Origin of the sequence: Pseudomonas fluorescens (assembly GCF_002022275.1) — a bacterium.
GTDB lineage: Bacteria > Pseudomonadota > Gammaproteobacteria > Pseudomonadales > Pseudomonadaceae > Aquipseudomonas > Aquipseudomonas fluorescens_AJ.
Genome location: NZ_MSDF01000040.1, coordinates 22756 through 49198 on the forward strand (window position 1 = coordinate 22756; position 26443 = coordinate 49198).

Sequence of the window (26443 nt, forward strand, 5' to 3'; positions counted from 1 at the left end):
CGCAGGCAAGCCAGCTCCCACAGGGTTTTGTGGCGTTTGGGCTCTCAGGGTTATTCAGGCATCAGTTGCTGCCGGCACTCCAGCACCAGACACGCGCCGCCACACAGGCTGGAACCCACTTCCAGCTTGAACCCATGCAAGTTGATGATCGCCGCGACTATCGACAAACCCAACCCGAACCCGCCTTGCTGGTCGCTTTCGTCCACGCGATAAAAGCGTTGGAACACCGCGTCACGTTCCGCCACCGGTATGCCGGGCCCGGAGTCGTGCACTTCAAGGCGCGTGCTGCCGGCATCATTGACCCCGCGCAAAATCACTTCGCCGCCCGGGGGGGAGAACTTGATCGAGTTGCTCAACAGGTTGGCCAGGGCTTCGAACAGCAGTGCGCGGTCGCCGGTGATCCACGGCAGGGATTCCGGGGTTTCGAGCCGCAATTGCAGCTCGCCTTCTTCGGCCAGGGGCAGGTAGAAGTCGTGCAATTCGCGCAACAGCGGCAGCGGGTCCATGACCAAAAAGCCTGAGCGACGCTGGTGGTCTTCCAGCTCGGAAATACGCAACAGCCCGCGAAAACGCGCCATCAGGGTGTCGGTTTCGGCAATCGCGTCATCCAGTTTCACCGCGTAGTCCGACTCCGCCTCGGCCTCCTGTTTGATGCGGTACAACTGCGCACGCAGGCGCGTCAGCGGGGTGCGCAGGTCGTGGGCGATGTTGTCGCACACGCCCTTGACCTCGTTCATCAGCTTTTCGATACGGTCGAGCATCGCGTTGACGATCGCCGCGAGCATGTCCAGCTCGTCACGCCGGTTCGACAGCGGCAGGCGGTGAGTGAGGTCGCCGGCGACGATGGCCTCGGCACTCGCCTGGATGCCACGAATCCGCCGCAACGGGCGTCGGCGCAATAAATGCCAACCGGCGGCACCCGGGATAATCGTCAGCGACAGTGCCCATAACAAGGCATGCCAGATGATCCGGGTCACGCCAAACAGCGAGCCGTTGGCGCGCACGAGCACCAGCCAGCGGCCGTCCTCGGTGTGAGTTGCCACGGCATCGCAGCTGTCTTTGGGCAGTTTGGGGTCGTCGGATTCGACGCAGTTGGCCAGTGCGTGGATCTTGCCGTCCAGCGGCAGGTCCGGCGGCACGGCGCGGATCGGCCCGCTCAAGGGGCGAAATTGCTCGTCGAACAGGCCGTAAGCGTCTACGCCTTTCATGTCGAAGGTCATGCTGGTGGTCAGAGCTTCCACCAGTTCTTCGCCGTCAAAACGCTGGAACAGGTGCTGACGCTGCATCAGGGAGTGGCGCGACAGGTCGCCCAGGTACCCGGACACCTCGTAATACAGCACCCCCATCAGGATGCAGCTCCAGGCCACGAACAGTGAACTGTACAGCGCCAGCAAGCGGCTGCTGGAAGAGCGCCAACCCTTAGAGGGGTTCAGCAATGACATAGCCGGAACCTCGTACCGTGCGAATCAGCGGCGTCAGGCCCGGCGGGTCGATCTTCTTGCGCAGACGACCAATGTGCACGTCGATCAAGTTAGTGCCCGGGTCGAAGTGATAGCCCCAGACTTCCTCGAAAATCATCATCCGCGACAAAATCTGACCGGTGTTGCGCATCAGAAATTCGAGCAATTTGTATTCGGTGGGCAACAGGCTCAGCGGCTGTTCGGCGCGGCTGGCTTCGCGGCTGATCAAATTCAGTTCCAGATCGGCCACACGCAGGGCGGTTTCGAACTCCTTGACCGTGCTTTTGCGGCGCAGCAGCACTTCGACGCGGGCGGCCATCTCGTCGGAGGCGAACGGCTTGGTCAGGTAATCGTCGCCGCCGGCGCGCAGGCCACGGACCCGCTCGTCGACATCGGAGAGGGCGCTGATCATCAGGATCGGCGTCGAGACTCCAATGGTGCGCAGAGTGGTGACGATGGCCAGGCCATCCAGTTCCGGCAACATGCGGTCGAGCGTGATCAGATCGTAATCACCACTCACAGCGCGGACCAGGCCTTCGCGGCCGTTGTCCACCCAATCTACGTCCAGTCCATGGCTACTCAGCTCGGCGACGATCTCGCGGGCCGTTACGGCGTCATCCTCGATGGTCAAAATACGGGTCATAGGATTACCTGGTGAGCGATTCACACTAGAAGTGGGGGCATTTTGCCAAGAAATGCCTGAATGCTTCCTAAATTAAACTTCATGTTGGCAAAACCGACACAAATTCATCAGCCATTTCTGCGCACTGTCAGCAAGAATTTACTTACTGAAGTCAGTGGATCATGGCCCCGACATCCTGAATGAATGCTGTGTGTAAGCGTTTTTCCAAAAAAAAATTCTGCGCCTGTCAAGTATGCAATACGCCCGCTGGTTAAAGTCAGTTCTTGCAACTTGCATGGTTTGCGTAAGTTCAATTTATATAACTATATGAAATATAAGGAAATTTATTTTTACAGCGACTGGCATGGTGCCTGCACTGTCCCTTTTGAGACTTGTAACACCATTTTTCCTGCCGGGAGCTAAACAACAATGATCACATCCTCATCCACACTGCAAGAGTCGAGCGCCGTCTCCGGGGTTTCCTGGGGGGCGATTTTTGCCGGGGCCGCTGCGGCGGCTGCACTTTCCCTTATTTTGGTACTGCTGGGTTTCGGCCTGGGCTTTTCGGCGGTGTCGCCGTGGGCTGACAGCGGCATCAGCGCCAAGGGGCTTGGCATTTCCACGATCGTCTGGCTGGCGTTTACCCAGATCGTCGCATCGGGGTTGGGCGGCTATATCGCCGGCCGTCTGCGCGTGAAATGGGCGAACATGCACGGCGATGAGGTGTACTTTCGCGACACTGCCCATGGCTTCCTCGCCTGGGCTGTAGCGACGCTGGTCACCGCAGTGCTGGTGGTCGGTTCGGTCAGCAGTGTGGTGAGTGGCGGCGTAAAAGCCGGTGCCAGCGTTGCCTCGGGTGCCGCCAGCGGCCTGAGCCAGGCGGCCGGCGGTGCAGCCAAGGGCGCCAACAGCGGCGACTTTGACTACTACGTCGACAGCCTGTTTCGTGATGACCGCCCGGCTGCCGTCAGTGATGACGCGGTGCACGGCGTTGTTGCACGCATCCTCACCCGTACCCTGAGCAATGACGGCCAACTGGCACCTGAAGACCGGACCTACCTGGCCCAGTTGATCAGCCAGCGCACCAACCTCAGCCAGGCTGACGCTGAAGCGCGTATCGACAAAGTGTACGGCGATGCCCGTAAAGCCATCGAAGACGCCAAGCTCAAAGCCAAGCAAGCCGCTGATGCGGCAGCCAAAGTCGCTGCCTATGCGTCGCTGTGGACCTTTGTGTCGCTGCTGATCGGTGCGTTCTTCGCCAGCTTCGCCGCCACCTTCGGCGGTCGCCGCCGGGATGCTGTGGTGTATGTCGACACTGAAAACTTCGTTCGTTAATTAAGGGAGAACATCATGCGCTCATTACTTCTGTGGTTCCTCGGCGTGCCAATCCCGGTCATCATCCTGATCGCGATCTTCATGCACTAAACTTGAGCCAGGCTCGGTCCCTTGTGGGAGCGGGCTTGCCCGCGATGGCGGTCTTTCAGTGACTTATGAGCTGACTGACGCAACGCTATCGCGGGCAAGCCCGCTCCCACATTTGGTTTTGGAGAGTGTCAGCCAGCTTGTCACCAGCAATAGGCTTGCCACCGCCGTCATGATGACCAAGGGTTCTGATGTGCCGTCCGACAAAAGCCCGGTCGCCCAGCTGCTTGCCGCCGTCAGGAACATCTGGATAAAAAAGAACAACCCCGATGCGGTCCCCGCAATCGCCCCATACGGCTGCAACACCGACAGTTGGCACGCCGGAATCACCATCCCCACCGACACCATGATCACCACCATCGGCAACACAATCGCCAGCCATTCCTGCGGCAATACCGTAGTGGCCGCTGCAAGCATCAGGCTGCCGAGCAGATTCAGGCCGATGCCTGCCTTGATCAGGCGGTCGGGTTCAAACCGCAGCACCAACCGCCGAAACAGGTTGGCCCCGAGCATGTAGCCACTGATGGTGGCGGCAAACACCAGTGCATAAGCCGTGGCCGAGAGGTGATAGCCCCGTTGCAGCAGCGCCGACGACTCGCTGATAAACGGGAAATAGGTGCTGTACACGCAGCCGATTGCCAGGGCATAGCGCAGGAAGTAACGGTCGCGGAGCAATTGGCCGTAGATGCGCAGCAGGTATTTTGGCGGTGCGGCGGCAACGGCTGGCGGGCGGGTTTCCGGGAGGCGGCGGTAGACCACCAGGTACAACACCGCGCCGATTACGCCGAGCAGCACAAACAAGCCGCGCCAATTGATGAAAGGCAGCATCAGGCTGCCGAGTACCGGTGCGGCCATGGGCGAGATGGCCATGGCCATGGAGATCAGACCGAGCAGCCGGGCCTGTTCATCGCGGTTGAAGTAATCGCGCACGATCACCCGGCCGATCACCGTGGTGCAACACCCCCCAAGGGCCTGAAACAGGCGGGCGATGATCAACACGTCGAGGCTGTCGGCCAGAGCACAGGTCGCAGTCGCCACCCCATACAGGAACAACCCGGCCAGCAGCACCGGGCGGCGGCCGAAGCGGTCGGTCAGCGGGCCGCTGATCAGCAGGGAAATCGCCGAGCCCAGGGTGTACAGCGTAAGGACCAGTTGCAGCTGGCTGTCGCGGGTATGGAAATAGTCGGCCATGGCCGGCAGGGCTGGCAGGTGCAGGTCCAGGGTGAGGCGCGGCAGGGCGATCAGCACGGTCAGCAGGACCAGCCAGAATCCGGTGGAAAGGGTGCGTTGAGTCATGGGAGCTTCTTCGCAAAGAGTAGAGCCCGAACTCTAGCGGCTTTGTGGTTTAATCCTGTGGGCCACTTATGCCATGGATGAATGGACCACTATGAGCCGAGGAAAAGCCGCAACGGCCCTGGACTTGCCGCGGCCCGATACGCTGGACGCGGGCAAGCAGCAGGGTGCCTACGAAGCATTGCGCGGGGCGATCCTGAACCGGCAGTTGCCGGCGGGCAGCCGCTTGCCCTCCACGCGCAGCCTGGCCGAGCGCTGGCTGGTCTCCCGAGGCACGCTGGAAGCGGCCTTCGAGCGCTTGCACTGCGAAGGCTATGTGCAGCGCGTGGCAGGCTCCGGCACGCGGGTGTGCGCGGTGATTCCCGAGCAGTTTATTGCGGCCCCGGCGCCGAGTGAGGCGGCACGCCGTGAGGTCGTCGCCGATCAGCCCGAGGCAGGCGTGCAAAGCCATGTGCCCTTTGTGGCGCGGCGCCCGGACGCGAGCTTGTTCGACCTGAAAAGCTGGGCGCGGTGCATCTCCCGTGGCCTGCTGTCGGTGGGGCCTGGCGTGTTGGAGGCCGCCCACACCGCCGGTTTGCCCGCCTTGCGTGAACAGATCGCCGACTACCTGCGCAGTTATCGCGGCATGAGATGCGAGGCCGATGAGGTGATTGTCACCTCTGGCATTCGGCATGCTCTCGACTTGATCGCGCGTACGCTGCTCAAACCCGGTGACACCGCCTGTGTTGAAGACCCCGGCTATAAACCGGCGCGGCGGCTGTTCAGCCTTGCGGGCGCGCACGTCCAGGCCATTGCAGTGACAGCCGAAGGGCTGGATACCGCCCAACTCCCCGACCAGGCGCGACTGGCCTATGTCACCCCGGCGCATCAAGCGCCGCTGGGCATGACCCTTTCGGTGTCCCGCCGTCTGGCGCTGCTGGACTGGGCCGCACGTGCCGATGCGTGGGTGGTCGAAGACGACTACGACAGCGAGTACAACTACAATAGCGCGCCCTTGGCGGCGCTCAAATCCCTGGACGCCAGCGACCGGGTGATCTATTGCGGCAGCTTCAACAAGAACCTGTTCCCCGGTTTGCGCGTGGGATTCATGGTGGTGCCCAAGGCGCTGCGCCCGGCGTTGCTGCGAACCCTGCAACTCACCGGGTATCCGGTGGGCGCCACGGATCAGCTGGGGTTGGTGGAGTTTCTGGGCAGCGGGGCGTTTGTGCGCCACCTGCGCGCTTCGCGTCAGGCCTACCAGGCGCGGCGCGATGCCTTGCTCGCGTGCCTTCCAGAGGGCAGCAGGGTCAGCGGCCAGCAGGCCGGGCTGCACTGTGTGTTGTGGCTGCCAGCGGGGGTGCAAGAGCAGGATTTTTGCAGCCGAGCCGCCGCCGTCGGGCTGACATTGCAGCCGCTGGGCAAGTTCTGCAGTGAGGCGCGCTTGCCGCCGGCAGTGATCCTCGGCTACACCGCGCTGACCCTCGCGCAGATTCGTTATCACGGCCGAATGCTCACGCAATTGTTAATAGCGGCTTAACCCCCGCTTGGCTAGACTCTCGCCCCATGCGCCGCCTCCTGCGTTTAATCCTGGTCATGCTGTTAAGCCTTACGCTTCCCCTCACCGGGATGGCGGGTGTGCCGTCGAGCACTGAGCCTTGCCCGATGAAAATGTCGGGCATGCAGATGATGAGCGACATGACCCCGGACTGCTGCCAGGATGGCGCCGACCATGGCAAGGTTTGCAAAACCGGCCAGGAATGCAAGACCGGCGGCCTGGTGCAACTGTCGATGCCGGTATTCAAGGCACCGTTGGGCATGGCTCATCCCGTAGCCCTTGGCCTCTCCCCCGATTTCATCCCCGACCGCACGCCGTCCGGCGTTTGGCGCCCGCCCCGGGCCTGATCCCTGTTGCTTCTCAAGCTTCATCCCCTTGCCGGGATGGCCTTGCTGTGGGCCGCGTAATGCGACGTGCAGCGCAACGGATCAGGAATTATCAACATGACTTTCCTCTACATGTGCGCCCTGGTGGTGGGCGTGCTGGTGTGGCCGGCGTTGGCGAGCGCGCTGACCCTGGATGACGCCCTGCGCCTGGCGCAAAACAATGCCCCCTCCCTGACGGCCGAGGCGGCCAAGCTGCACGCCGCGACGCAGGCGGCGATCCCGGCCGGTGAATTGCCCGACCCGAAACTGTTGGTGGGCCTGCAGAACTTCCCCATCGGCGGACCGAATCGCGGCACGCTGTATGGCGATGACATGACGCAGCAGATGATCGGCATCCAGCAACAGGTGCCCAGCCGTGACAAGCGCAAGGCGCGGGTCGAGCTGGCCGACGCGACGGTAGAGCGCACGGCGGCAGAAGGGCGCATCGAACGCCTGAATGTGCGCCAGGCCACCGCCCAGGCGTGGATTCGCGCCTATGCGGTGGAGCGCAAGGAAGCCTTGTTCAAGGACTTCTACACGCAGAACCGCTTGCTGCAAGACAGCGTGCGTGCGCAGCTGGCGGGCGGTCGTGGCCAGGCCGCCGATACGGTCATTCCCAAACAGGAAGCCGCCGAGCTGGCCGGGCGCGAAGATGAACTGACCCTGCAACGCGCCCAGGCCCGTGCCGCCCTCAAACGCTGGATCGGCGCGGCCGCCAGCGAAGCGCCCAGCGGCCAGTTGCCAGACTGGACCTTCGACAGCCATGGCTTGAGCCATAACCTGCACCAGCACCCCGAACTGCAAGCCTTCGTGCCGCGCACCCGCGAGGCCGAGGCACGCTTGCAGGAGGCCAAGGCGCAAAAGACCTCGGACTGGAGCTGGGAAGTTGACTACGGCCATCGCAGCCGTGAGTACGGCGATATGGTCAGCCTGCAATTGAGCTTTGATTTGCCGATATTCCCCGGCCGCCGACAGAACCCCGGCATTGCCGCCAAGCAGGCCGAACTCGACCAACTGGACGCCGAGCGTGAAGCCGCCACCCGCGAGCACACGCAGATGCTCGACGACGATCTGGCGGATTACCAACGCCTGGACCGTGCGGTGCAGCGCAGCCAGGACAGCCTGGTGCCGCTGGCCGAGGAAAAAGTCGCCCTGAGCCTGGCCGGTTATCGATCCGGCAAAGGCGACTTGATGACGGTCGTGAGTGCCCGCCGCGAACTGGTCGACGCCCGCTTCAAACAGATCGATGCCATCGAGCAACGCGCCCTGGTCGGCGCGCAGCTGTATTTCGCCTATGGGGAGCCCGCCAATGAATAATCGAATGATCGCCGCCGTGTTGCTGCTCGGGCTGGGCGCGGGCTATGGGTTGGCGCAGTTGCACCCGGCGACTGCGGTGGCCGTCACCGATGAAAAGCCGGCGCTGTACTGGTACGACCCGATGTACCCGCAGCAAAAATTCGACAAGCCCGGCAAATCGCCCTTCATGGACATGCAACTGGTGCCGCGTTACGCCGAGGGCGCCGCTACGGACACGCCCGCCGTGCAGATTGATCCGCGCCAGACCCAGAACATTGGCGTGCGCCTGGCAACGGTGAGCCGTGGCGTGCTGACGTCCACCCTCGACCTGTCGGGCATTCTGGCCTTCAACGACCGTGATGTAGCGGTGGTGCAGGCGCGAGCGGCCGGGTTTGTCGAAAAGGTTTATGGGCGTGCCGCCGGAGATGTGCTCAAGAGCGGCGCGCCGTTGGTGGACATTCTGGTACCTGAATGGGCGGCGGCTCAGGAGGAATTCCTCGCCCTGCGCCACAGCGGTGACAGCGGTTTGATCGCCGCCGCCCGTCAACGCCTGCGCTTGACCGGCATGCCGGCCGAGCTGATCGCGCAGATGGAGCGCAGCGGCCGGGTGCAGTCGGTGTTGACCGTCACCAGCCCCTTGGGCGGCGCGTTGCAAACCCTGGAGGTGCGCGAAGGCATGACCGTCGCGGCGGGGCAGACCCTGGCGCGTATCAACGGGTTGGATCAGGTGTGGTTGCAGGTCGCGGTGCCCGAGGCTCAAGGTGCTGGCCTGAAAGTGGGGCAAAGCGTAGAAAGCCGGTTTGTCGGTTTGCCGGGTAAGTCTGTTCAAGGCACGGTCAGTGCGATTTTGCCGGCGACCGCGATGGATAGCCGCACCGTGCAGGTTCGGGTCGAATTGCCCAACCCCGAAGGAACCTTGCGCCCGGGGATGACCGCTCAGGTGCGCCTGGCGCAAAGCAGCGGACAATCGGTGTTGCAGGTGCCAAGCGAGGCGTTGGTGCGCACCGGCAAGCGCGTGCTGGTGATGCTGGCCGAGGAGGGCGGGCGCTTCCGGCCGGTCGAGGTGGAGGCGGGCGCTGAAAGCAGCGACCAGACTGTCATTCGCAGTGGTTTGCAGGAAGGCCAGCAGGTGGTCGCGTCCGGCCAGTTCCTGCTTGATTCTGAGGCCAGCCTTAGAGGCGTCACCGCAACTGAGGCGCCGATGAGCCTGCAACCGGGAGCCCGGCCATGATTGCCTTGCTGATTCGCTGGTCGGTGGCCAACCGTTTTCTGGTGCTGCTTGCGACGCTGTTCATCACTGCGTGGGGCGTGTGGGCGGTGCAGAACACGCCGGTGGATGCGCTGCCGGACCTCTCGGATGTGCAGGTGATCATCCGCACACCGTACCCGGGCCAGGCGCCGCAAATCGTCGAAAACCAGGTCACCTACCCGATGACCACCACCATGCTCTCGGTGCCCGGCGCCAAGACCGTGCGCGGTTTTTCGTTCTTCGGCGACAGCTATGTGTATGTGCTGTTCGACGAAGGCACCGACCTGTACTGGGCGCGTTCGCGGGTGCTGGAATACCTCAGCCAGTTGCAGGCACGCCTGCCCGCATCGGCCAAGCCCTCGCTGGGGCCGGACGCCACCGGTGTCGGCTGGATCTACCAATACGCGCTGGTCGATCGCAGCGGCAAACATGACCTGGCGCAACTGCGCGCCTTGCAGGACTGGTTTCTCAAGTTCGAGCTCAAGACCATCCCCAACGTGGCGGAAGTCGCGACCATTGGTGGCCAGGTCAAGCAGTACCAGGTGCAACTCGATCCGCTGGCCATGGCCAGTCGCGGCATCACTCAGGCGCAAGTGGCCGAAGCCATCGGCAAGGCCAACCAGGAAACCGGCGGCTCGGTGCTGAACATGGGCGAGTCCGAGTACATGGTGCGCGCGTCGGGTTATCTGAAAACGCTCGATGACTTTCGCGGCATTCCGCTGCGCCTGGGCGCCAATAACGTGCCGGTGACCCTTGGCGATGTGGCGAAAATCCAGCTGGGCCCGGACCTGCGGCGAGGCATTAGTGAGCTGGACGGCGAAGGCGAGGCGGTCGGCGGCGTGGTGATCCTGCGCAGCGGCAAGAATGCGCGCGAGGCCATCGCGGCGGTGAAAACCCGGCTGGATCAATTGAAAAACAGCCTGCCGCCGGGCGTGGAAATCGTCACCACCTATGACCGCAGCAAGTTGATCGACCGCGCCGTGGACAACCTCAGCCACAAGTTGTTGGAAGAGTTTTTGGTGGTGGCGCTGGTGTGCGGGATTTTCCTGTGGCACTTGCGCTCGTCCCTGGTGGCGATCATCTCGTTGCCGGTGGGGGTGCTGATCGCGTTTATCGTCATGCGTTTTCAGGGCATCAACGCCAACATCATGTCCCTGGGCGGCATCGCGATTGCCATCGGCGCAATGGTGGATGCGGCGGTGGTGATGATCGAAAACGCCCACAAGAAAATCGAGGCTTGGCACCACGCCAATCCTGGGCGCGAATTGAAAGGTGATGATCACTGGAAAGTCATGACCGATGCGGCGGTCGAGGTCGGGCCGGCGCTGTTCTTCTGCCTGCTGATCATCACCCTGTCGTTTATCCCGGTGTTTACCTTGCAGGCCCAGGAAGGGCGCCTGTTCGGGCCGCTGGCCTACACCAAGACCTACGCCATGGCGGCGGCGGCCGGGTTGTCGGTGACGCTGATCCCGGTGTTGATGGGCTACTGGATTCGCGGGCGCATTCCCGATGAACAGCGCAACCCGCTCAATCGCGGCCTGATCAAGGTGTATCAACCCGCGCTCGATGCGGTGCTGCGCTGGCCGCGCGTGACCTTGCTGGTGGCGCTGTTGATGGTCGTCAGTGCGCTGTGGCCGGTGTCGAAGCTGGGCGGGGAATTCCTGCCGCCGCTGGATGAGGGCGACTTGCTGTACATGCCCTCGGCGCTGCCGGGGCTGTCGACGCAAACGGCGGGCGAGCTGTTGCAACGTACCGACCGGTTGATCAAGACCGTGCCGGAAGTGGCCCACGTCTTCGGCAAGGCCGGTCGCGCCGAGACCGCCACCGACCCGGCGCCGCTGGAAATGTTTGAAACCACACTCTCGTTCAAGCCCCGTGATCAATGGCGCCCCGGCATGACCCCGGAAAAGCTGGTGAAAGAACTCGACCGCGTGGTGCAAGTGCCGGGCCTGACCAATATCTGGATTCCGCCGATCCGCAACCGCATCGACATGCTCGCCACCGGGGTCAAAAGCCCGATTGGCGTGAAGGTCGCAGGCACAAGCCTGATGCAGATCGATGCCGTCACTCAGGCCGTGGAAAAGGTCGCCAAGACCGTGCCCGGCGTGAGTTCGGCGCTGGCGGAGCGCTTGACGGGCGGGCGCTATATCGACGTGGACATCAACCGTGCGGCCGCCGCGCAATACGGGCTCAACATCGCCGATGTGCAGTCGATCGTGTCCGGGGCGATTGGCGGGGAAACCCTCGGCGAAACCGTGGAAGGGCTGGCGCGTTTTCCGATCAGCCTGCGTTACCCCAAGGAGTGGCGCGACTCGGTGGACGCGCTGCGCAGCTTGCCGGTGTATACGCCGCTGGGCAGCCAAATCACCCTCGGCACCGTTGCCAGCATCAAGGTCAGTGAAGGCCCGCCCATGCTCAAAAGCGAAAACGCACGGCCTTCGGGCTGGGTGTATATCGACGTGCGCGACCGGGATTTGGCGTCGGTGGTGAAGGACTTGCGTGAAGCGATCAACCAGCAGGTGCAGTTGCAGCCGGGCATGAGCCTCAGCTATTCGGGGCAGTTCGAGTTTCTGGAACGCGCCAATGAACGCCTGAAACTGGTGGTGCCCGCCACGTTGCTGATCATCTTTGTGCTGCTGTACCTGACGTTTCGGCGGGTGGATGAGGCGTTGCTGATCCTGGCGACCTTGCCCTTCGCGTTGACCGGTGGCGTGTGGTTGCTCTATTGGCTGGGCTTCAACCTGTCGGTGGCCACGGGGGTAGGGTTTATCGCGCTGGCCGGGGTGTCGGCGGAGTTCGGCGTGATCATGCTGCTCTACCTGAAAAACGCCTGGGCCGAGCGCAAGGACGGCAATCTGCTCGCCGCGATTACCGAGGGCGCGGTGCTGCGCGTACGGCCCAAAGCGATGACCGTCGCCGTCATCATCGCCGGGCTGTTACCGATCCTCCTGGACGGTGGCACCGGCAGCGAAGTCATGAGCCGCATCGCCGCCCCGATGATCGGCGGCATGCTCACCGCGCCGTTATTGTCCCTGTTCGTCATCCCGGCGGCGTACCGCCTGATGCGCCGCTGACAAATGATCGTTCCCACGCGGAGCGTGGGAACGATCGTCTACAGATCAGTCATCGAACCCGACCTGCTCATGAATCTCATCCACCTTCAATTCCAACCGATACGCCACGGCAATAAACAACGCCTGACACAGGCACAACGTGGCGCTCAACGAACGAAACGCAAATGACGACCCTTCATTCACCAACAACACAGCGTTCGCCCGCTTGGCCAGGGGCGACAGGTTGCTGTCGGTGATGATCAATGTCTTGGCCTGATGATGCTGGGCAATCCGCAGGCAATGCTGGGTTTCTTTGCCATAGGGCGTAAAGCTGATGGCAATCACCAGATCATTCGCACGCACGCTGCGCATCTGTTCGCGATAACTGCCGCCCAAACCCGAGATCAGGTGAATACGCTTGTTGGTGTGCTGCAGGTTGTAGACCAGGTAATCGGCCACCGCAAAGGAGCGCCGCACGCCGACCACATAGATATTGTCGGCGTTGACCACCAGGTCCACGGCCTTTTCAAACGCCACGTCGTCCAGTTCCAGGCCCAGGCGTTCGATGCCCGACAGGGTGGCATTCACGCACTCGCGCGCCAGGTCGCCGCCGCTGGCTTTCTGCGATTTGTTGGCGATCATGCTGCGAATGCGCTGCTGGTAGTTCTGCACCGGCGTGGTCTTGTGGGTGTAGGCCTCGCGAAACAGCGCCTGCATCTCACTGAAGCCACTGAAGCCGAACCGCTGGGAAAACCGCACGATGGCCGAGGGGTGCACTTCGCATTCGCGGGCAATGTCGCTGATGCGGTCGACCATTATCCGGTCGCTCTGCTGGCTCATGTAGCTGGCGATACGCTTGAGCTGGCGCGGCAGGCTTTCGTATTCGTCGGTGATCAGCTGCAACAGGCGCTCTGCGTTGAGCGGGGGGCTGGCGAGAGCGTCTTGTGAAGGGGTCTCGGGCATGGGCAATCCTTCTGGCGTGTTCTTCTGATGCGCTGATGGGTGGCGCAAGTCTACAGGGTAGGCGCAAAAAAATACCCCGGCATCACGGCGCACGTGGCCTGCTGAAACGATGCACGGTGGAGGCAGAGCCTTTGTAGAAGCTTATTGGAAAAAATATTCCACTAAAAATAATTATGGAATAAATATTGATTGGCGTCGCTGAACGTTCTAGTCTGCTCCCACCAAGAGCGTTTGCCGTCGCCACGGCGGCACAACGCAGGCTGATAAAAATAACAGGAGCCAGCATGGGCCAGACTCGTTTTGCCAGTGGGCGTCAATTGGATCTGATTTGCCTCGGGCGCCTGGGCGTCGACCTCTATGCACAGCAAGTCGGTGCGCGGCTTGAGGACGTGTCCAGCTTTGCCAAGTACCTCGGCGGGTCCTCCGCCAATATCGCGTTCGGCACGGCGCGGCTTGGGCTCAAGTCGGCGATGTTAAGCCGGGTCGGCGACGACCATATGGGCCGCTTCCTGCTCGAATCCCTGGCCCGCGAAGGCTGCGATGTCAGCGGCATCAAGGTTGACCCGGAACGCCTCACTGCGCTGGTGCTGCTGGGCCTCAAGGACCGCGAAACCTTTCCTCTGGTGTTCTACCGCGAAAATTGCGCCGACATGGCCCTGCGCGCCGAAGACATCAGCGAAGCCTTTATTGCTTCCAGCAAGGCGCTGCTGATCACCGGCACGCATTTCTCCACTGATGGCGTGTACAAGGCCAGCATTCAGGCGCTGGATTACGCCGCCAGGCACAACGTCAAACGCGTACTGGATATCGATTATCGCCCGGTGTTGTGGGGCCTGGCGGGCAAGGCTGACGGTGAAACGCGTTTTGTCGCCGACCAGACTGTCAGTGCGCACGTGCAGAAAATCTTGCCGCGCTTTGACCTGATCGTCGGCACCGAAGAAGAATTTCTGATCGCAGGCGGCAGTGAAGACCTGCTCACCGCGTTGCGCACCGTGCGCGAACTGACCCCGGCAACCCTGGTGGTCAAACTCGGCCCGCAGGGCTGCACGGTGATTCACGGTGCGATTCCGGCGCGGCTGGAAGACGGCGCGATTTACCCAGGCGTGCGGGTTGAAGTGCTCAATGTGCTGGGCGCCGGCGATGCGTTTATGTCGGGCTTCCTCAGCGGCTGGATCAATGACGCCAGCGATGAGCGTTGCAGCCAGTTGGCGAATGCCTGCGGTGGCCTGGTGGTCTCGCGCCACGCCTGTGCCCCGGCCATGCCGACCCCGGCGGAACTGGATTACCTGTTCAGCAGCCCGGTGCCGATCACGCGGCCCGATCAGGACGTGACCCTGCAACGCCTGCATCGCGTGACCGTGCCGCGCAAAACCTGGAAGCAACTGTTTGTGTTTGCCTTCGACCATCGCTGGCAACTGGTGGACCTGGCACAAAAAGGCGGCCAGGACCCGGCGCGCATCAGCGACATCAAGCAGCTGTTTATCCAGGCCATCGAACGCGTGGAGAAAAAACTCGCCGAGGAGGGCGTTGAGGCCGACGTGGGCCTGCTCGCCGACCAGCGTTTCGGCCAGGACGCACTCAACGCCGCCAGCGGTCGCGGCTGGTGGATCGCGCGCCCAGTGGAAGTGCAGAACTCAAGGCCCCTGGCGTTTGAACACGGTCGCTCGGTGGGCAGCAACCTGATCGCCTGGCCACAGGAACAGATCATCAAGTGCCTGGTGCAATTCCACCCGGACGACGAGCCCATGCTGCGTCTGGAGCAGGAGGCGCAACTGAAGGCGGTGTACGAGGCGTCTATTGTCAGTGGCCATGAACTGCTGCTGGAAGTCATCCCGCCCAAGGATCACCCGTCCACTTATCCGGATGTGCTCTACCGCAGCCTCAAGCGGCTGTACAACCTGGGCATCTACCCGGCGTGGTGGAAGATTGAGGCGCAGTCGGCCGAGGACTGGAAAAAGCTCGACGAACTGATTCAGGAGCGCGACCCGTACTGCCGTGGCGTGGTGTTGCTGGGCCTGAATGCGTCGGCCGAGTTTCTCGCCGATGGCTTCCGGCAAGCCGGCAAAAGCACCACGTGCCGAGGGTTCGCCGTGGGCCGCACGATCTTCCAGGAACCAAGCCGCGCGTGGATGGCGGGGGAGATTGATGATGAGAGCCTGATTCAGCAGGTGCAGGCTACCTTCGAACAGCTCATCAACGCCTGGCGCAGCGCCCGGGCTTAAAAGTTGAAATGCAATCCAATGTGGGAGGTGCTTTTTGTGGGAGCCGGGCTTGCCCGCGATGCTGTCGACTCGGTTCAACTGCCGAACCGAGGTGATGCCATCGCAGGCAAGCCAGCTCCCACACAAGCCAGCTCCCACATAAAGCAGAACTCAGTGATATCTGAAAAATAACAATAGGTGCAGCCATGCCCGCAATCCGAATTGGCATCAACCCGATCTCCTGGAGCAACGACGACCTGCCGGCCCTTGGCGGTGAAACGCCGCTGAGCACCGCCTTGAGTGAAGGCAAGGAAATCGGCTACGAAGGTTTCGAACTCAACGGCAAATTCCCCAAGGACGCCAAAGGCGTCGGCGACGTACTGCGCCCGTATGACCTGGCGCTCGTTTCGGGCTGGTACTCCAGCCGACTGGCCCGCCGCTCGGTGGCGGAAGAAATCGAAGCCATCGCCGGCCACGTCGAACTGCTCAAACAGAACGGCGCCACGGTGCTGGTGTACGGCGAAGTCGCCGATTCGATCCAGGGTTCCAAAGTCCGCCTGATCGAACGCCCGCGTTTCCACAGCGAGCAGGCCTGGCAGGACTACGCCGACAAACTTACCGAACTCGCGCGCTTCACCCTGTCCCAGGGCGTGCGCCTGGCCTACCACCACCACATGGGCGCCTACGTCGAATCCCCGGAAGACATTGATCAGTTGATGCGCCGTACCGGCCCGGAAGTCGGCCTGCTGTTCGATTCGGGGCACTGCTACATGGGCGGCGGCGAGCCCATCGAGGTGCTGCGCAAACACATCGAGCGTATTTGCCACGTGCACTTCAAGGACGTGCGCAAACCGGTGGTGCAGCTGGCGCGCAATCAGATGTGGAGCTTTCCCGACTGCATCGTCAACGGCACCTTTACCGTGCCCGGCGATGGCGACATCAATTTTGCCGAACTGCTCGACGTGTTGCTGGCGGCCAAATACGAGGGCTGGCTGGTGGTCGAGGCCGAGCAGGACCCGGCGGTGGCGCCGAGCTATATCTATGCGAAGAAAGGCTACGACACCTTGCGCGCGCTGCTCAATGAGAGGACTAAGTGATGAGCTTGTTGGTCAAAAGCAGCAAACGCGGGCAAACCATGGTTGCCCTCGAAGACGGACGCCTGGAATACGTGGGTTTTGCCGCCTACCGCCTGAGCCTCGGCGAAACCCTGCCGGTCACCGCAGGCGATCAGGAGTTGTGCCTGGTGCTGCTCAGTGGTCGCGTGAACATCGAGGGCGAGGGCTTCAACTGGCAGAACCTCGGTGATCGCCAGTCGGTGTTTGAAGACAAATCCCCGTTTGCCGCCTACCTGCCGCCGGGCACCGACGCTCAGGTCACCGCCTTGAGCGACGTGCAGATTGCTGTCTGCGCCGCGCCCGGAGCATCAGGCTACGAACCCCGGCTGATTCGCCCGGAACAATGCAAGCGCAGCGTGCGCGGAAAAGGCGCCAACACCCGCTATGTGTGCGACATCCTGCCCGACAGTGAGCCTGCGCATTCGCTGCTGGTGGTGGAAGTGCGCACGCCGTCCGGGCACTCGTCGAGCTACCCGCCGCACAAACACGACACCGACGACCTGCCGCACCAGAGCTTTCTTGAAGAAACCTATTACCACCAGATCAACCCGCCCCAAGGCTTCGTGTTCCAGCGCGTCTACACCGATGACCGCAGCATCGACCAGGCCATGGCCGTGGAAAACAGTGATTTGGTGGTGGTGCCCAAGGGCTATCACCCGGTCAGCGTGCCGTACGGTTACGAGTCTTATTACCTGAACGTGATGGCCGGCCCCAAACGCGCCTGGCATTTCCATAACGACCCGCAGCACAGCTGGCTGCTGGACCTTTAATCAGCGGTTTTGGACGGAGAACAACAACAATGAAGTCGCCTCTGCGTTTTGCCCTTAACCGCATGGTTGCGCCAGACCTTTCCCTGCCGGATTTCATCCAGCTGGCGGCGGCCCTGAAATGCGATGCCATCGAGATCCGCAACGACCTCAAAGGCCACGAAATCGAGTTCGGCACCCCCGCCAGCCGCGTGCGCGAGTTGTGCGCGGTGCAGGGCATCACGGTGCTGTCAATCAACGCGTTGTACCCCTTTGATGTATGGAATGACGAGCGCCGCGCCCAAGCGATCAAACTCGCCACCTACGCCCGTGAATGCGGCGCCCAGGGTTTGGTGATGTGCCCGCTCAACGAGCGCGGCGATACGCGCAACGAAGCCCAGCGCGCGGCCGGCCTGCGCACCGCGTTGAGCGAGCTGGCGCCGATCCTGCGTGAATACGGGATTCTCGGCTTTATCGAGCCCCTGGGCTTTGAAGAATGCGCGCTGCGCCGCAAACGCGTGGCAGTCGACGCCATCCAGTCCATCGGCGGCCTGGATGTGTTCCGCCTTGTGCACGACACCTTTCACCATCACCTGGCCAGCGAGCAGGAGTTCTTCCCGCAATTGACCGGCCTGGTGCATATCTCCGGCGTGGAAGACGCCGAGGCACCGCTCAATTCGATCCGCGACGGCCACCGCGTGCTAGTGGGTGAGGGCGACATTCTTGGCAACGCCGCGCAGATCGACACGTTGTTGAGTACGGGTTACAGCGGTTATCTGTCGTTTGAGCCGTTTGCTGAAAGCGTGCATGAGCTGACGGATATCCAGCAGGCTCTGGGGGCCAGCATCATCCACCTGCGAAATTCCCAAACCTGACACCGATCAAACCTGTGGGAGCTGGCTTGCCTGCGATAGCGGTCTGTCAGCAGCAAATAAAGTGCCTGCCACGCCGCCATCGCAGGCAAGCCAGCTCCCACATTGGATCTCTGCCGATCAATGGACTTGCATTTACACAGGGTGCACGTGATGACCACAACACGATTGACCATGGCCCAGGCCCTGGTGAAGTTCCTGGATAACCAATACATCGAAGTCGATGGCGTGCAGAGCAAGTTTGTCGCCGGGGTGTTCACTATTTTCGGCCACGGCAATGTGCTCGGCCTGGGCCAGGCGCTGGAACAAGACAGCGGCGACCTGGTGGTGCATCAGGGCCGCAACGAACAAGGCATGGCCCACGCCGCCATTGGTTTTGCCAAGCAGCACCTGCGTCGCAAGATCTATGCGTGCACCGCGTCGGTCGGCCCGGGCGCGGCGAATATGCTCACCGCCGCTGCAACCGCCACCGCTAACCGTATCCCGCTGCTGCTGTTGCCCGGCGATGTCTACGCCAGCCGCCAGCCGGACCCGGTGCTGCAACAGATCGAGCAGTTCCACGACTTGAGTATCAGCACCAACGACGCCTTTCGCGCCGTGAGCAAATACTGGGACCGCATCAACCGCCCCGAGCAGTTGATGACGGCGGCGATCCACGCCATGCGCGTGCTCACCGACCCCGCCGAGACCGGCGCGGTGACCCTGGCGTTGCCCCAGGATGTGCAGGCTGAAGCCTGGGATTACCCGGATTACTTCCTGCAAAAACGTGTACACCGCATTGACCGTCGCCCGCCGACTGCGGCGATGATTGGCGATGCATTGGCCGCGTTCAGTGGCAAGCGCAAACCCCTGATCGTCTGCGGCGGCGGAGTGAAGTACTCCGGCGCGAATGCCGCGCTGCAGGCGTTCGCCGAACGCTTCGAGATTCCCTTCGCGGAGACTCAGGCCGGCAAGAGCGCAGTGATCTCCAGCCACCCGCTGAACGTCGGCGGCATTGGCGAAACCGGTTGCCTGGCGGCCAACCTGCTGGCGCCGCAGGCCGACCTGATTATCGGCATCGGCACTCGTTACACCGACTTCACCACCTCGTCCAAATCGCTGTTCAACCACCCGGACGTGACGTTTCTCAACCTGAATATCAGCCCCTGCGACGCCTTGAAGCTCGACGGCGTGCAAGTGCTGGCCGACGCACAGGTTGCCCTTGAGGCGCTGGCTGATGCCCTGGGGGATTACCGTTCCGGCTGGGGCGAGCAGGTCCGCGACGCCAAGGCGCAACTGGATGCCGAAGTCGACCGTGTGCATCAAGTGGAGTATTCAGGCGACGGCTTCGTACCGGAAGTCGATGACCACCTCGACCGCGCGGTACTGCGCGAATTCATCGAACTGACCGGCTCGTGCCTGACCCAAAGCCGCGTACTCGGCGTGCTCAACGAGACCCTGGCCGACGACGCAATCATCGTCGCCGCGGCCGGCAGCCTGCCAGGCGATTTGCAGCGCGCCTGGCGCAGCAAGGGCGTGAACACCTATCACGTCGAATACGGCTATTCGTGCATGGGTTACGAGATCAACGCGGCCCTCGGTGTGAAACTCGCCGAGCCCACGAAAGAGGTCTACGCACTGGTCGGCGATGGCTCCTACATGATGCTGCACTCGGAGCTGGCCACCTCGATTCAGGAGCGGCGCAAGATCAACGTGGTGCTGTTGGACAACATGGCGTTTGGCTGCATCAACAACCTGCAGATCAACAATGGCATGGACAGCTTCGGCACCGAATTCCGTTACCGCAACCCCGAGAGCGGCAAGCTCGACGGCGGCCTGGTGCCGGTGGACTTCGCCATGAGCGCCGCGGCCTATGGCTGCAAGACCTACAAGGTCAGTACCGTGGAACAACTTGAAGCGGCGCTGGCGGATGCGCGCACGCAAAGCGTCTCGACCCTGATCGACATCAAAGTGCTGCCCAAGACCATGGTCCACGGCTACCTGTCGTGGTGGCGTGTGGGTGTGGCGCAGGTGTCCACCAGCGAACGCACGAATGCTGCCGCGAAAAAACTCAATGAACAGCTGGCCAAGGCCCGGCAGTACTAATAACAAGAGGAGTTTTGTATGTCTTTGAAGCTAGGTGTGATCGGTACGGGCGCTATCGGCCGGGACCATATTCGTCGTTGCAGCCAGACCCTGCTCAACAGCCAAGTGGTGGCAGTGACCGACATCAACCTTGAGCAGGCTGCCAAGGTAGTGTCTGACTTGAAACTTGCGGCCGAGGTCTACGCAGACGGCCATGCGCTGATCAACTCGCCCCAGGTCGAGGCCATTCTCGTGACCTCCTGGGGCCCGAGCCATGAAGAATTCGTGCTCGCCGCCATTGCCGCCGGCAAGCCAGTGTTCTGCGAAAAGCCCCTGGCCGTGACGGCTGAAGGCTGCCGCAAAATTGTTGATGCCGAAATCGCCTACGGCAAACGCCTGGTGCAAGTCGGTTTCATGCGCCCGTACGACGAAGGCTATCGCGCCCTGAAAGCGGTGATCGACAGCGGCCAGATCGGCGAGCCGTTGATGCTGCACTGCGCCCACCGCAACCCGACGGTGGGCGAGAACTACAAGACCGACATGGCGATCACCGACACCTTGATCCACGAGCTGGACGTGTTGCGCTGGCTGCTCAACGACGACTACGTGTCGGTGCAAGTGGTGTTCCCGCGCAAGTCGAGCAAAGCCCTGGCCCACCTGCGCGACCCGCAAATCGTGTTGCTGGAAACCGCCAAAGGCACACGCATCGATGTGGAAGTGTTTGTGAACTGCCAGTACGGCTACGACATTCAGTGCGAAGTGGTGGGTGAGACCGGTATTGCCAAACTGCCGGAGCCGTCGCAGGTGCAACTGCGCAGCGGTGCGAAGCTGTCGAATGCGATTCTGATGGACTGGAAAGACCGCTTTATCGGCGCCTATGACGTGGAGTTGCAGGCGTTTATCGACAGCGTGCGCGCCGGGCAAGTCGGCGGGCCATCGGCGTGGGACGGGTTTGCGGCGGCGGTGGCGGCGGATGCGTGCATTGAAGCGCAAAACAGCGAGCAGATCGTCAAGGTCGGCCTGCCGCCACGGCCGCATTTTTACGGCTAACCACCTATTCCACTGAAGGTGCCCGGTCAATGTGGGAGCTGGCTTGCCTGCGATAGCGATCTATCAGATACAGACCTTTCACTGATACACCGCTATCGCAGGCAAGCCAGCTCCCACATTGGATTGGGTTCCAATTTCAGAGACGGGAGCACTCGAACATGCGCATCGCACTAGACCCCTACATGTACCGCCACCTGCCCCTCGGCCAAATGGTCGACAAGGCCGCCGAGCTTGGCTACCAGCACATAGAGCTGTCCCCCCGCGAAGATTTTTTGCCCTTCTACAAAGCCGCCCGCGTCGACCGTGCGCGCATCAAGGAATTTCGCAAAGCCCTGAGCGACGCCGGCGTGCAACTGTCCTCGTTGTTGCCGATGTACCACTGGGCCGCCGCCGATGAAGGCCTGCGCGTGGCCGCCGTGCGCAACTGGAAGCGCGCGATCCAGATTGCCGTGGAAATGGACTGCGAACTGGTCAACAGCGAATTCACCGGCCAATCCGACAACCCGCTGGTCTGCGAAAACCAGTTCATGCGTTCCATGGACGAGCTGATGCCGGAATTCGAACGTGAAGGCGTCAAGCTGGATATCCAGGCGCACCCGTACGACTTCTGCGAGCGCAACAACGAGTCGGTGGACATCATTCGTGGTCTGGACCGCGACTGGATCAACTACCTCTACGCTGCGCCGCATACGTTCTTCTACGACGATGGCAAAGGCGACATTGCTTCGATGCTCAAGTACGCAGGCTCCAAACTCAGCCACTTGATCATCGCCGATACCTACAACCACCGCGCCTCGTCGAACCTGCGCTATATCGTCAACCCGCCGGGCGTGACCGCCACCGTGCACCAGCACTTGGACATCGGCCAGGGCGAGGTGAATTGGGAGGCGTTTTTCGGCACCCTGCGCGAGATCAAGTTCGATGGCATTGCCACGGTTTCGGTGTTTGCCTGGGAAGACCGGCCGGATGAATCCAGCCGGATGATGCTGGAGCGGGTGACCCGTGAACTCTGTGCCTAGCGCGTTCGATCGTTCCCATGCTCCGCGTGGGAACGCTTCACTGGACGCTCCGCGTCCGCTTTTGAATGTGACGCCGAGCGTCACGGGCTGCATTCCCACGCAGAGCGTGGGAACGATCAAGGAATCGACCCATGCGAATCGGATTGGTTGGCTACGGCCACGGTGGCCGCTTTTTTCACGCACCGCTGATTGCGACCCTGCCAGGCGCGACCTTTGTCGGTGTGGTGACCCGTTCAACGGAGCGCCGCCAGCAACTGGCAAGCGATCATCCCGGGCTCAAGGCCTTTGACTCCATCGGCCAGATCGTCGAGGCGGGTGTGGATGCGCTGGTGATTTCCACCACTCTCAAAGGCCGCCCGGCCTTGGTGCTGGAAGCCATCGAACACGGCGTGGCGGTGGTCAGCGACAAACCCTTCGCCAGCAACGCGGAACAGGCCCAGGCCTTGATTACCGCGGCCGAGCGTCAGGGCGTGCTGCTCAGCGTTTATCAGAACCGGCGTTGGGACTCGGATTTCCTGACCTTGCGCAAGCTGATCGACGCGGGTGCACTGGGCGACATCACCCGTTTTGAGTCCCGCGTGGAGCGCTACAGCCCTCAAGCCGTGGGCAACCCCAGCGGCGGCGGTTGGCTGCGCGATCTGGGCAGCCATCTGGTGGACCAGGCGATGCAACTGTTCGGCCCAGTGGATCGGGTGTTCGCGCAACTCCAGTTCAGCCCGGAACACCCGACCCTCGACCACGGCTTCTTCGTGTCCCTGACCCACGCCAACGGTGTGATTTCGCACCTGTGGGGCAGTGCGCTGCAAAACAGCCAGGCCCCGCGTTTTCGGGTCAGTGGCACGCTGGGCTGTTACACCGTCGACGGCCTGGATGGCCAGGAAGAACTGTTGCTGGCGGGTAAATCACCGAAAACCGAAGGCGAGCACTGGGGCGCCGAGGAGCACCGGCGCTGGGGCTGGTTTGAGCAGGGCGAGGAGCGCGAGCGGGTGCCGTCGGAAAAAGGCTGCTGGACGCAGTTCTATCGCCAGTTGCACAGTGCGGTGCAAGGGCAGGGGCCGTTGCCGGTGGACGCCTGTGACGCGCTGGAAACTACCCGTATATTGGACGCCGCGCGCCTCAGTCACGAGCGTCAGCAAGTGGTCGAAACAAAGCAGCTGTAGGGGTTTTCCAGAAAAATAGAACAAAATTCCAAATAGTGTTGATATGGAATTAATTTTCCAATAAAGTCTTTTCCAGGTTGCAGAAAGTACGCTCGGACTCGATTTCGGCGACTCAACAAAAACAAGATCAAAAACAACCAGGTACCGTCAGATGAAAATCTTTAACGCTGTACTGCGAGTTTTACGCCCTGCCAACACGCCACGCGGTCTGCCCCGCGCCCGGCCGTTTTATTTCTCCTTCCTTAATGTGCTGTTCGTCGAAAACAAAGGCGCGCTGGTCTGCTGCATTCCAGGTGCACCGATTGTTCGACTGCCGTCTTCGCAAGCCCCGCTCTGATAAACGCTACGTCCAATAAAACAAACAAGAATGTGGAGACAGACCGTTCATGAAGACCCCGATCCGTTTTACCGCGCTGGCCCTGTCAATGATGCTGGCCAGTGGTTTTGCCTCTGCCGCCGACCTCAAGGTAGGCGTGAGCATGTCCGCCTTTGATGACACCTTCCTGACTTACTTGCGCGAAGACATGGACAAGCAAGCCAAGTCCTATCCCAAGGGTGACGGCGTGCAACTGCAGTTCGAAGACGCCCGCGCCGATGTGGTCAAGCAACTGAGCCAGGTTGAAAACTTCATCAGCCAGAAGGTCGACGCGATCATCGTCAACCCGGTGGATACCGCCTCGACCAAGAACATCATCAGTGCGGCGACCAAGGCGGGCATCCCGCTGGTGTTCGTCAACCGCCGTCCGGATCAGAAAGACTTGCCCAAGGATGTGGTCGCCGTGACCTCTGACGACACCGAGGCCGGCCGCCTGCAAATGCAGTACATCGCCGAAAAACTCGGTGGCAAGGGCAATATCGTGATTCTGCTGGGCGACCTGGCGAACAACTCCACCACCAACCGCACCAAGGGCGTGAAGGAAGTGCTGGCCAAGTACCCGGGCATCAAGATCGAGCAGGAACAGACCGGGATCTGGCTGCGTGACAAGGGCATGACCCTGGTTAACGACTGGCTGACTCAAGGCCGCGATTTCAATGCAGTACTCGCCAACAACGATGAAATGGCGATCGGTGCATCCATGGCCCTCAAATCGGCGGGCAAGAAAGGCGTACTGATTGCGGGTGTTGACGGCACGCCGGACGGTTTGAACGCGATCACCAAGGGCGACATGGCGGCATCGGCGTTCCAGGACGCCAACGGCCAGGCCGTCGGTTCGGTGGAAGCGGCACGCAAGATGGCCAAGAAAGAGCCGGTGGAGCAGAACCAGGTGATCCCGTTCCAGCTGATCACCCCGGACAACGTCGCAAAGTTCAAGTAGCCCTGACATAACAACAATAAGCCGGCAGGGCGGCCTCGGCCGCCCTGCAGATGGAGTACCTTTCTATGCTCGCTCAAGCGACTGTCTCGCAGCCTTCGGGTACCCAGCCCCCGCTGTTGGAAGAACCCTACCTGCTGGAAATCGTCAACATCAGCAAAGGCTTTCCCGGCGTCGTGGCCCTGGCCGATGTGCAACTGCGTGTGCGCCCCGGCTCGGTGCTGGCGCTGATGGGCGAGAACGGTGCAGGCAAGTCGACCTTGATGAAAATCATCGCCGGCATCTATCAGCCCGACGCCGGTGAAATCCGCCTGCGCGGCAAGCCGATCGTGTTTGAAACACCGCTGGCGGCACAAAAAGCCGGGATCGCGATGATCCATCAGGAACTCAACCTGATGCCACACATGAGCATCGCCGAGAACATCTGGATCGGCCGTGAGCAGCTCAACAGCCTGCACATGGTCAACCACCGTGAAATGCACCGTTGCACCGCCGAGTTGCTGGCGCGCTTGCGCATCAACCTGGACCCTGAAGAACACGTGGGCAACCTGAGCATCGCCGAGCGGCAGATGGTCGAGATTGCCAAGGCCGTGTCCTACGACTCCGACATCCTGATCATGGATGAACCGACGTCGGCCATTACCGATAAAGAAGTGGCCCACCTGTTTTCGATCATTGCCGACCTGAAATCCCAGGGCAAAGGCATCGTCTATATCACCCACAAAATGAACGAAGTGTTTGCCATCGCCGATGAAGTGGCGGTGTTCCGTGACGGCCACTACATCGGCCTGCAGCGCGCCGACAGCATGAACAGCGACAGCCTGATCTCGATGATGGTCGGCCGCGAGCTGAGTCAGTTGTTCCCGGTGCGCGAGACGCCGATCGGCGAGCTGTTGCTGACGGTGCGTGACCTGCGCCTGGACGGCGTGTTCAAGGACGTGTCGTTTGACCTGCACGCCGGTGAAATCCTCGGCATTGCCGGGTTGATGGGCTCGGGCCGCACTAACGTGGCGGAAACCATTTTCGGCATTACCCCAAGCAGCGGCGGGCAAATCACCCTGGACGGCAAGCCGGTGCGCATCACCGACCCGCACATGGCCATCGAGAAAGGCTTCGCGCTGTTGACCGAGGACCGCAAGCTCAGCGGCCTGTTTCCATGCCTGTCGGTGCTGGAAAACATGGAAATGGCGGTGCTGCCGCACTATTCGGGCAATGGTTTTATCCAGCAGAAGGCCTTGCGCGCCTTGTGTGAAGACATGTGCAAGAAGCTGCGGGTGAAAACCCCGTCGCTTGAGCAATGCATCGACACGCTGTCGGGCGGTAACCAGCAAAAAGCCTTGCTGGCGCGCTGGCTGATGACCAACCCACGGTTGCTGATTCTCGATGAACCTACCCGTGGCATCGACGTCGGCGCCAAGGCCGAGATTTACCGTCTGATCTCCTTCCTCGCCAGTGAAGGCATGGCCGTGATCATGATTTCTTCCGAGCTGCCCGAGGTACTGGGCATGAGCGACCGGGTGATGGTGATGCACGAAGGCGACCTGATGGGCACCCTGGACCGCAGCGAGGCGACCCAGGAAAAAGTCATGCAGCTGGCTTCCGGTATGACCGCAGTCCACTGACTCCAGAATAAGAAGGTGATTGGC

At 61.7% G+C, this 26443-nt stretch carries 21 protein-coding genes; 17 read left to right on the forward strand and 4 right to left on the reverse strand.

All coding sequences use genetic code 11. The annotated features are described in order from the left end of the window. Window positions 1-50: 50 nt before the first annotated feature. Together BFW87_RS23145 and BFW87_RS23150 are read right to left on the reverse strand one after the other, a co-directional pair. Window positions 51-1442 (reverse strand): sensor histidine kinase, encoded by a 1392-nt coding sequence (locus BFW87_RS23145; protein ID WP_078742034.1) that lies wholly within the window; start codon window positions 1440-1442, stop codon window positions 51-53. Beyond that, on the reverse strand, window positions 1420-2103 hold the full coding sequence (locus tag BFW87_RS23150) for a response regulator transcription factor (protein WP_003219726.1): 684 nt from the start codon (window positions 2101-2103) through the stop codon (window positions 1420-1422). Before BFW87_RS23150 ends, BFW87_RS23145 begins: the two co-directional genes overlap by 23 nt. Window positions 2104-2511: 408 nt before the next feature. Here BFW87_RS23150 and BFW87_RS23155 point away from each other — a divergent pair, with 408 nt between their 5' ends. Continuing rightward, on the forward strand, window positions 2512-3417 hold the full coding sequence (locus BFW87_RS23155; RefSeq protein ID WP_078742035.1) for a hypothetical protein: 906 nt from the start codon (window positions 2512-2514) through the stop codon (window positions 3415-3417). 153 nt (window positions 3418-3570) lie between these two features. Here BFW87_RS23155 and BFW87_RS23160 read toward each other — a convergent pair whose 3' ends face one another. Continuing rightward, on the reverse strand, window positions 3571-4800 hold the full coding sequence (locus tag BFW87_RS23160) for a multidrug effflux MFS transporter (protein WP_078742036.1): 1230 nt from the start codon (window positions 4798-4800) through the stop codon (window positions 3571-3573). A gap of 91 nt (window positions 4801-4891) precedes the next feature. Here BFW87_RS23160 and BFW87_RS23165 point away from each other — a divergent pair, with 91 nt between their 5' ends. The 5 genes from BFW87_RS23165 to BFW87_RS23185 all read left to right on the forward strand — a co-directional run bounded on the left by BFW87_RS23165 (window position 4892) and on the right by BFW87_RS23185 (window position 12315). Next, complete coding sequence (locus BFW87_RS23165; protein WP_078742037.1) at window positions 4892-6313, forward strand: PLP-dependent aminotransferase family protein; 1422 nt, start codon at window positions 4892-4894, stop codon at window positions 6311-6313. 26 nt (window positions 6314-6339) lie between these two features. Beyond that, window positions 6340-6678 (forward strand): hypothetical protein, encoded by a 339-nt coding sequence (locus BFW87_RS23170; RefSeq protein WP_078742038.1) that lies wholly within the window; start codon window positions 6340-6342, stop codon window positions 6676-6678. Between the two features lie 96 nt (window positions 6679-6774). Then, window positions 6775-8013 (forward strand): TolC family protein, encoded by a 1239-nt coding sequence (locus BFW87_RS23175; RefSeq protein ID WP_078742039.1) that lies wholly within the window; start codon window positions 6775-6777, stop codon window positions 8011-8013. After that, entirely contained in the window at window positions 8006-9223 is a 1218-nt protein-coding gene (locus BFW87_RS23180; RefSeq protein WP_078742040.1) for an efflux RND transporter periplasmic adaptor subunit, read from the forward strand. Before BFW87_RS23175 ends, BFW87_RS23180 begins: the two co-directional genes overlap by 8 nt. After that, on the forward strand, window positions 9220-12315 hold the full coding sequence (locus tag BFW87_RS23185; RefSeq protein WP_078742041.1) for an efflux RND transporter permease subunit: 3096 nt from the start codon (window positions 9220-9222) through the stop codon (window positions 12313-12315). Before BFW87_RS23180 ends, BFW87_RS23185 begins: the two co-directional genes overlap by 4 nt. 45 nt (window positions 12316-12360) lie before the next feature. Here the strand turns inward: BFW87_RS23185 and BFW87_RS23190 are convergent, their stop codons facing one another. Further along, window positions 12361-13257 carry a MurR/RpiR family transcriptional regulator gene (locus tag BFW87_RS23190; protein WP_078742042.1) on the reverse strand — a complete coding sequence of 299 codons (897 nt, stop codon included), beginning with the start codon at window positions 13255-13257 and terminating at the stop codon, window positions 12361-12363. 284 nt (window positions 13258-13541) lie between these two features. Between BFW87_RS23190 and BFW87_RS23195 the strand changes: the two genes are divergently transcribed. The 11 genes from BFW87_RS23195 (at window position 13542) to BFW87_RS23245 (ending at window position 26419) form a co-directional block, all read left to right on the forward strand. Further along, entirely contained in the window at window positions 13542-15479 is a 1938-nt protein-coding gene (locus BFW87_RS23195) for a bifunctional 5-dehydro-2-deoxygluconokinase/5-dehydro-2-deoxyphosphogluconate aldolase (protein WP_078742043.1), read from the forward strand. 185 nt (window positions 15480-15664) lie between these two features. Next, entirely contained in the window at window positions 15665-16555 is an 891-nt protein-coding gene (gene iolE / locus BFW87_RS23200; protein WP_078742044.1) for a myo-inosose-2 dehydratase, read from the forward strand. After that, complete coding sequence (gene iolB / locus BFW87_RS23205; RefSeq protein ID WP_078742045.1) at window positions 16555-17343, forward strand: 5-deoxy-glucuronate isomerase; 789 nt, start codon at window positions 16555-16557, stop codon at window positions 17341-17343. Before iolE ends, iolB begins: the two co-directional genes overlap by 1 nt. A 29-nt stretch (window positions 17344-17372) precedes the next feature. Continuing rightward, on the forward strand, window positions 17373-18194 hold the full coding sequence (locus BFW87_RS23210) for a TIM barrel protein (protein ID WP_078742046.1): 822 nt from the start codon (window positions 17373-17375) through the stop codon (window positions 18192-18194). A 150-nt stretch (window positions 18195-18344) separates the two neighbouring features. Next, entirely contained in the window at window positions 18345-20276 is a 1932-nt protein-coding gene (gene iolD, locus BFW87_RS23215; RefSeq protein WP_078742047.1) for a 3D-(3,5/4)-trihydroxycyclohexane-1,2-dione acylhydrolase (decyclizing), read from the forward strand. A gap of 18 nt (window positions 20277-20294) precedes the next feature. Beyond that, complete coding sequence (locus tag BFW87_RS23220; protein ID WP_078742048.1) at window positions 20295-21305, forward strand: Gfo/Idh/MocA family protein; 1011 nt, start codon at window positions 20295-20297, stop codon at window positions 21303-21305. Window positions 21306-21463: 158 nt separating this feature from the next. Then, window positions 21464-22324, forward strand: coding sequence for a sugar phosphate isomerase/epimerase family protein (locus tag BFW87_RS23225; RefSeq protein WP_078742049.1), 861 nt, complete (start codon window positions 21464-21466; stop codon window positions 22322-22324). Between the two features lie 131 nt (window positions 22325-22455). Further along, window positions 22456-23484, forward strand: a complete 1029-nt coding sequence (locus BFW87_RS23230) for a Gfo/Idh/MocA family protein (RefSeq protein WP_078742050.1) — start codon at window positions 22456-22458, stop codon at window positions 23482-23484. Window positions 23485-23635: 151 nt separating this feature from the next. Then, window positions 23636-23821: a hypothetical protein gene (locus BFW87_RS23235; RefSeq protein WP_078742051.1), complete on the forward strand. Its 186-nt coding sequence runs from the start codon at window positions 23636-23638 to the stop codon at window positions 23819-23821. A gap of 49 nt (window positions 23822-23870) precedes the next feature. Then, window positions 23871-24800 carry a sugar ABC transporter substrate-binding protein gene (locus BFW87_RS23240; RefSeq protein WP_078742052.1) on the forward strand — a complete coding sequence of 310 codons (930 nt, stop codon included), beginning with the start codon at window positions 23871-23873 and terminating at the stop codon, window positions 24798-24800. Window positions 24801-24865: 65 nt separating this feature from the next. Continuing rightward, on the forward strand, window positions 24866-26419 hold the full coding sequence (locus BFW87_RS23245) for a sugar ABC transporter ATP-binding protein (protein ID WP_078742053.1): 1554 nt from the start codon (window positions 24866-24868) through the stop codon (window positions 26417-26419). Window positions 26420-26443: the final 24 nt, after the last annotated feature.

What these genes read in the sequence shown, in the direction of transcription:
- BFW87_RS23180 (WP_078742040.1), top strand. Translation starts at nt 8,006, where the DNA reads ATGAATAATCGAATGATCGCCGCCGTGTTGCTGCTCGGGCTGGGCGCG.
- BFW87_RS23195 (WP_078742043.1), top strand. Translation starts at nt 13,542, where the DNA reads ATGGGCCAGACTCGTTTTGCCAGTGGGCGTCAATTGGATCTGATTTGC.
- BFW87_RS23155 (WP_078742035.1), top strand. Translation starts at nt 2,512, where the DNA reads ATGATCACATCCTCATCCACACTGCAAGAGTCGAGCGCCGTCTCCGGG.
- BFW87_RS23160 (WP_078742036.1), bottom strand. Translation starts at nt 4,800, where the DNA reads ATGACTCAACGCACCCTTTCCACCGGATTCTGGCTGGTCCTGCTGACC.
- BFW87_RS23150 (WP_003219726.1), bottom strand. Translation starts at nt 2,103, where the DNA reads ATGACCCGTATTTTGACCATCGAGGATGACGCCGTAACGGCCCGCGAG.
- BFW87_RS23225 (WP_078742049.1), top strand. Translation starts at nt 21,464, where the DNA reads ATGCGCATCGCACTAGACCCCTACATGTACCGCCACCTGCCCCTCGGC.
- BFW87_RS23210 (WP_078742046.1), top strand. Translation starts at nt 17,373, where the DNA reads ATGAAGTCGCCTCTGCGTTTTGCCCTTAACCGCATGGTTGCGCCAGAC.
- BFW87_RS23145 (WP_078742034.1), bottom strand. Translation starts at nt 1,442, where the DNA reads ATGTCATTGCTGAACCCCTCTAAGGGTTGGCGCTCTTCCAGCAGCCGC.
- BFW87_RS23240 (WP_078742052.1), top strand. Translation starts at nt 23,871, where the DNA reads ATGAAGACCCCGATCCGTTTTACCGCGCTGGCCCTGTCAATGATGCTG.
- BFW87_RS23185 (WP_078742041.1), top strand. Translation starts at nt 9,220, where the DNA reads ATGATTGCCTTGCTGATTCGCTGGTCGGTGGCCAACCGTTTTCTGGTG.
- BFW87_RS23175 (WP_078742039.1), top strand. Translation starts at nt 6,775, where the DNA reads ATGACTTTCCTCTACATGTGCGCCCTGGTGGTGGGCGTGCTGGTGTGG.
- BFW87_RS23165 (WP_078742037.1), top strand. Translation starts at nt 4,892, where the DNA reads ATGAGCCGAGGAAAAGCCGCAACGGCCCTGGACTTGCCGCGGCCCGAT.
- iolD (WP_078742047.1), top strand. Translation starts at nt 18,345, where the DNA reads ATGACCACAACACGATTGACCATGGCCCAGGCCCTGGTGAAGTTCCTG.
- BFW87_RS23245 (WP_078742053.1), top strand. Translation starts at nt 24,866, where the DNA reads ATGCTCGCTCAAGCGACTGTCTCGCAGCCTTCGGGTACCCAGCCCCCG.
- BFW87_RS23190 (WP_078742042.1), bottom strand. Translation starts at nt 13,257, where the DNA reads ATGCCCGAGACCCCTTCACAAGACGCTCTCGCCAGCCCCCCGCTCAAC.
- BFW87_RS23170 (WP_078742038.1), top strand. Translation starts at nt 6,340, where the DNA reads ATGCGCCGCCTCCTGCGTTTAATCCTGGTCATGCTGTTAAGCCTTACG.
- BFW87_RS23220 (WP_078742048.1), top strand. Translation starts at nt 20,295, where the DNA reads ATGTCTTTGAAGCTAGGTGTGATCGGTACGGGCGCTATCGGCCGGGAC.
- iolE (WP_078742044.1), top strand. Translation starts at nt 15,665, where the DNA reads ATGCCCGCAATCCGAATTGGCATCAACCCGATCTCCTGGAGCAACGAC.
- BFW87_RS23230 (WP_078742050.1), top strand. Translation starts at nt 22,456, where the DNA reads ATGCGAATCGGATTGGTTGGCTACGGCCACGGTGGCCGCTTTTTTCAC.
- BFW87_RS23235 (WP_078742051.1), top strand. Translation starts at nt 23,636, where the DNA reads ATGAAAATCTTTAACGCTGTACTGCGAGTTTTACGCCCTGCCAACACG.
- iolB (WP_078742045.1), top strand. Translation starts at nt 16,555, where the DNA reads ATGAGCTTGTTGGTCAAAAGCAGCAAACGCGGGCAAACCATGGTTGCC.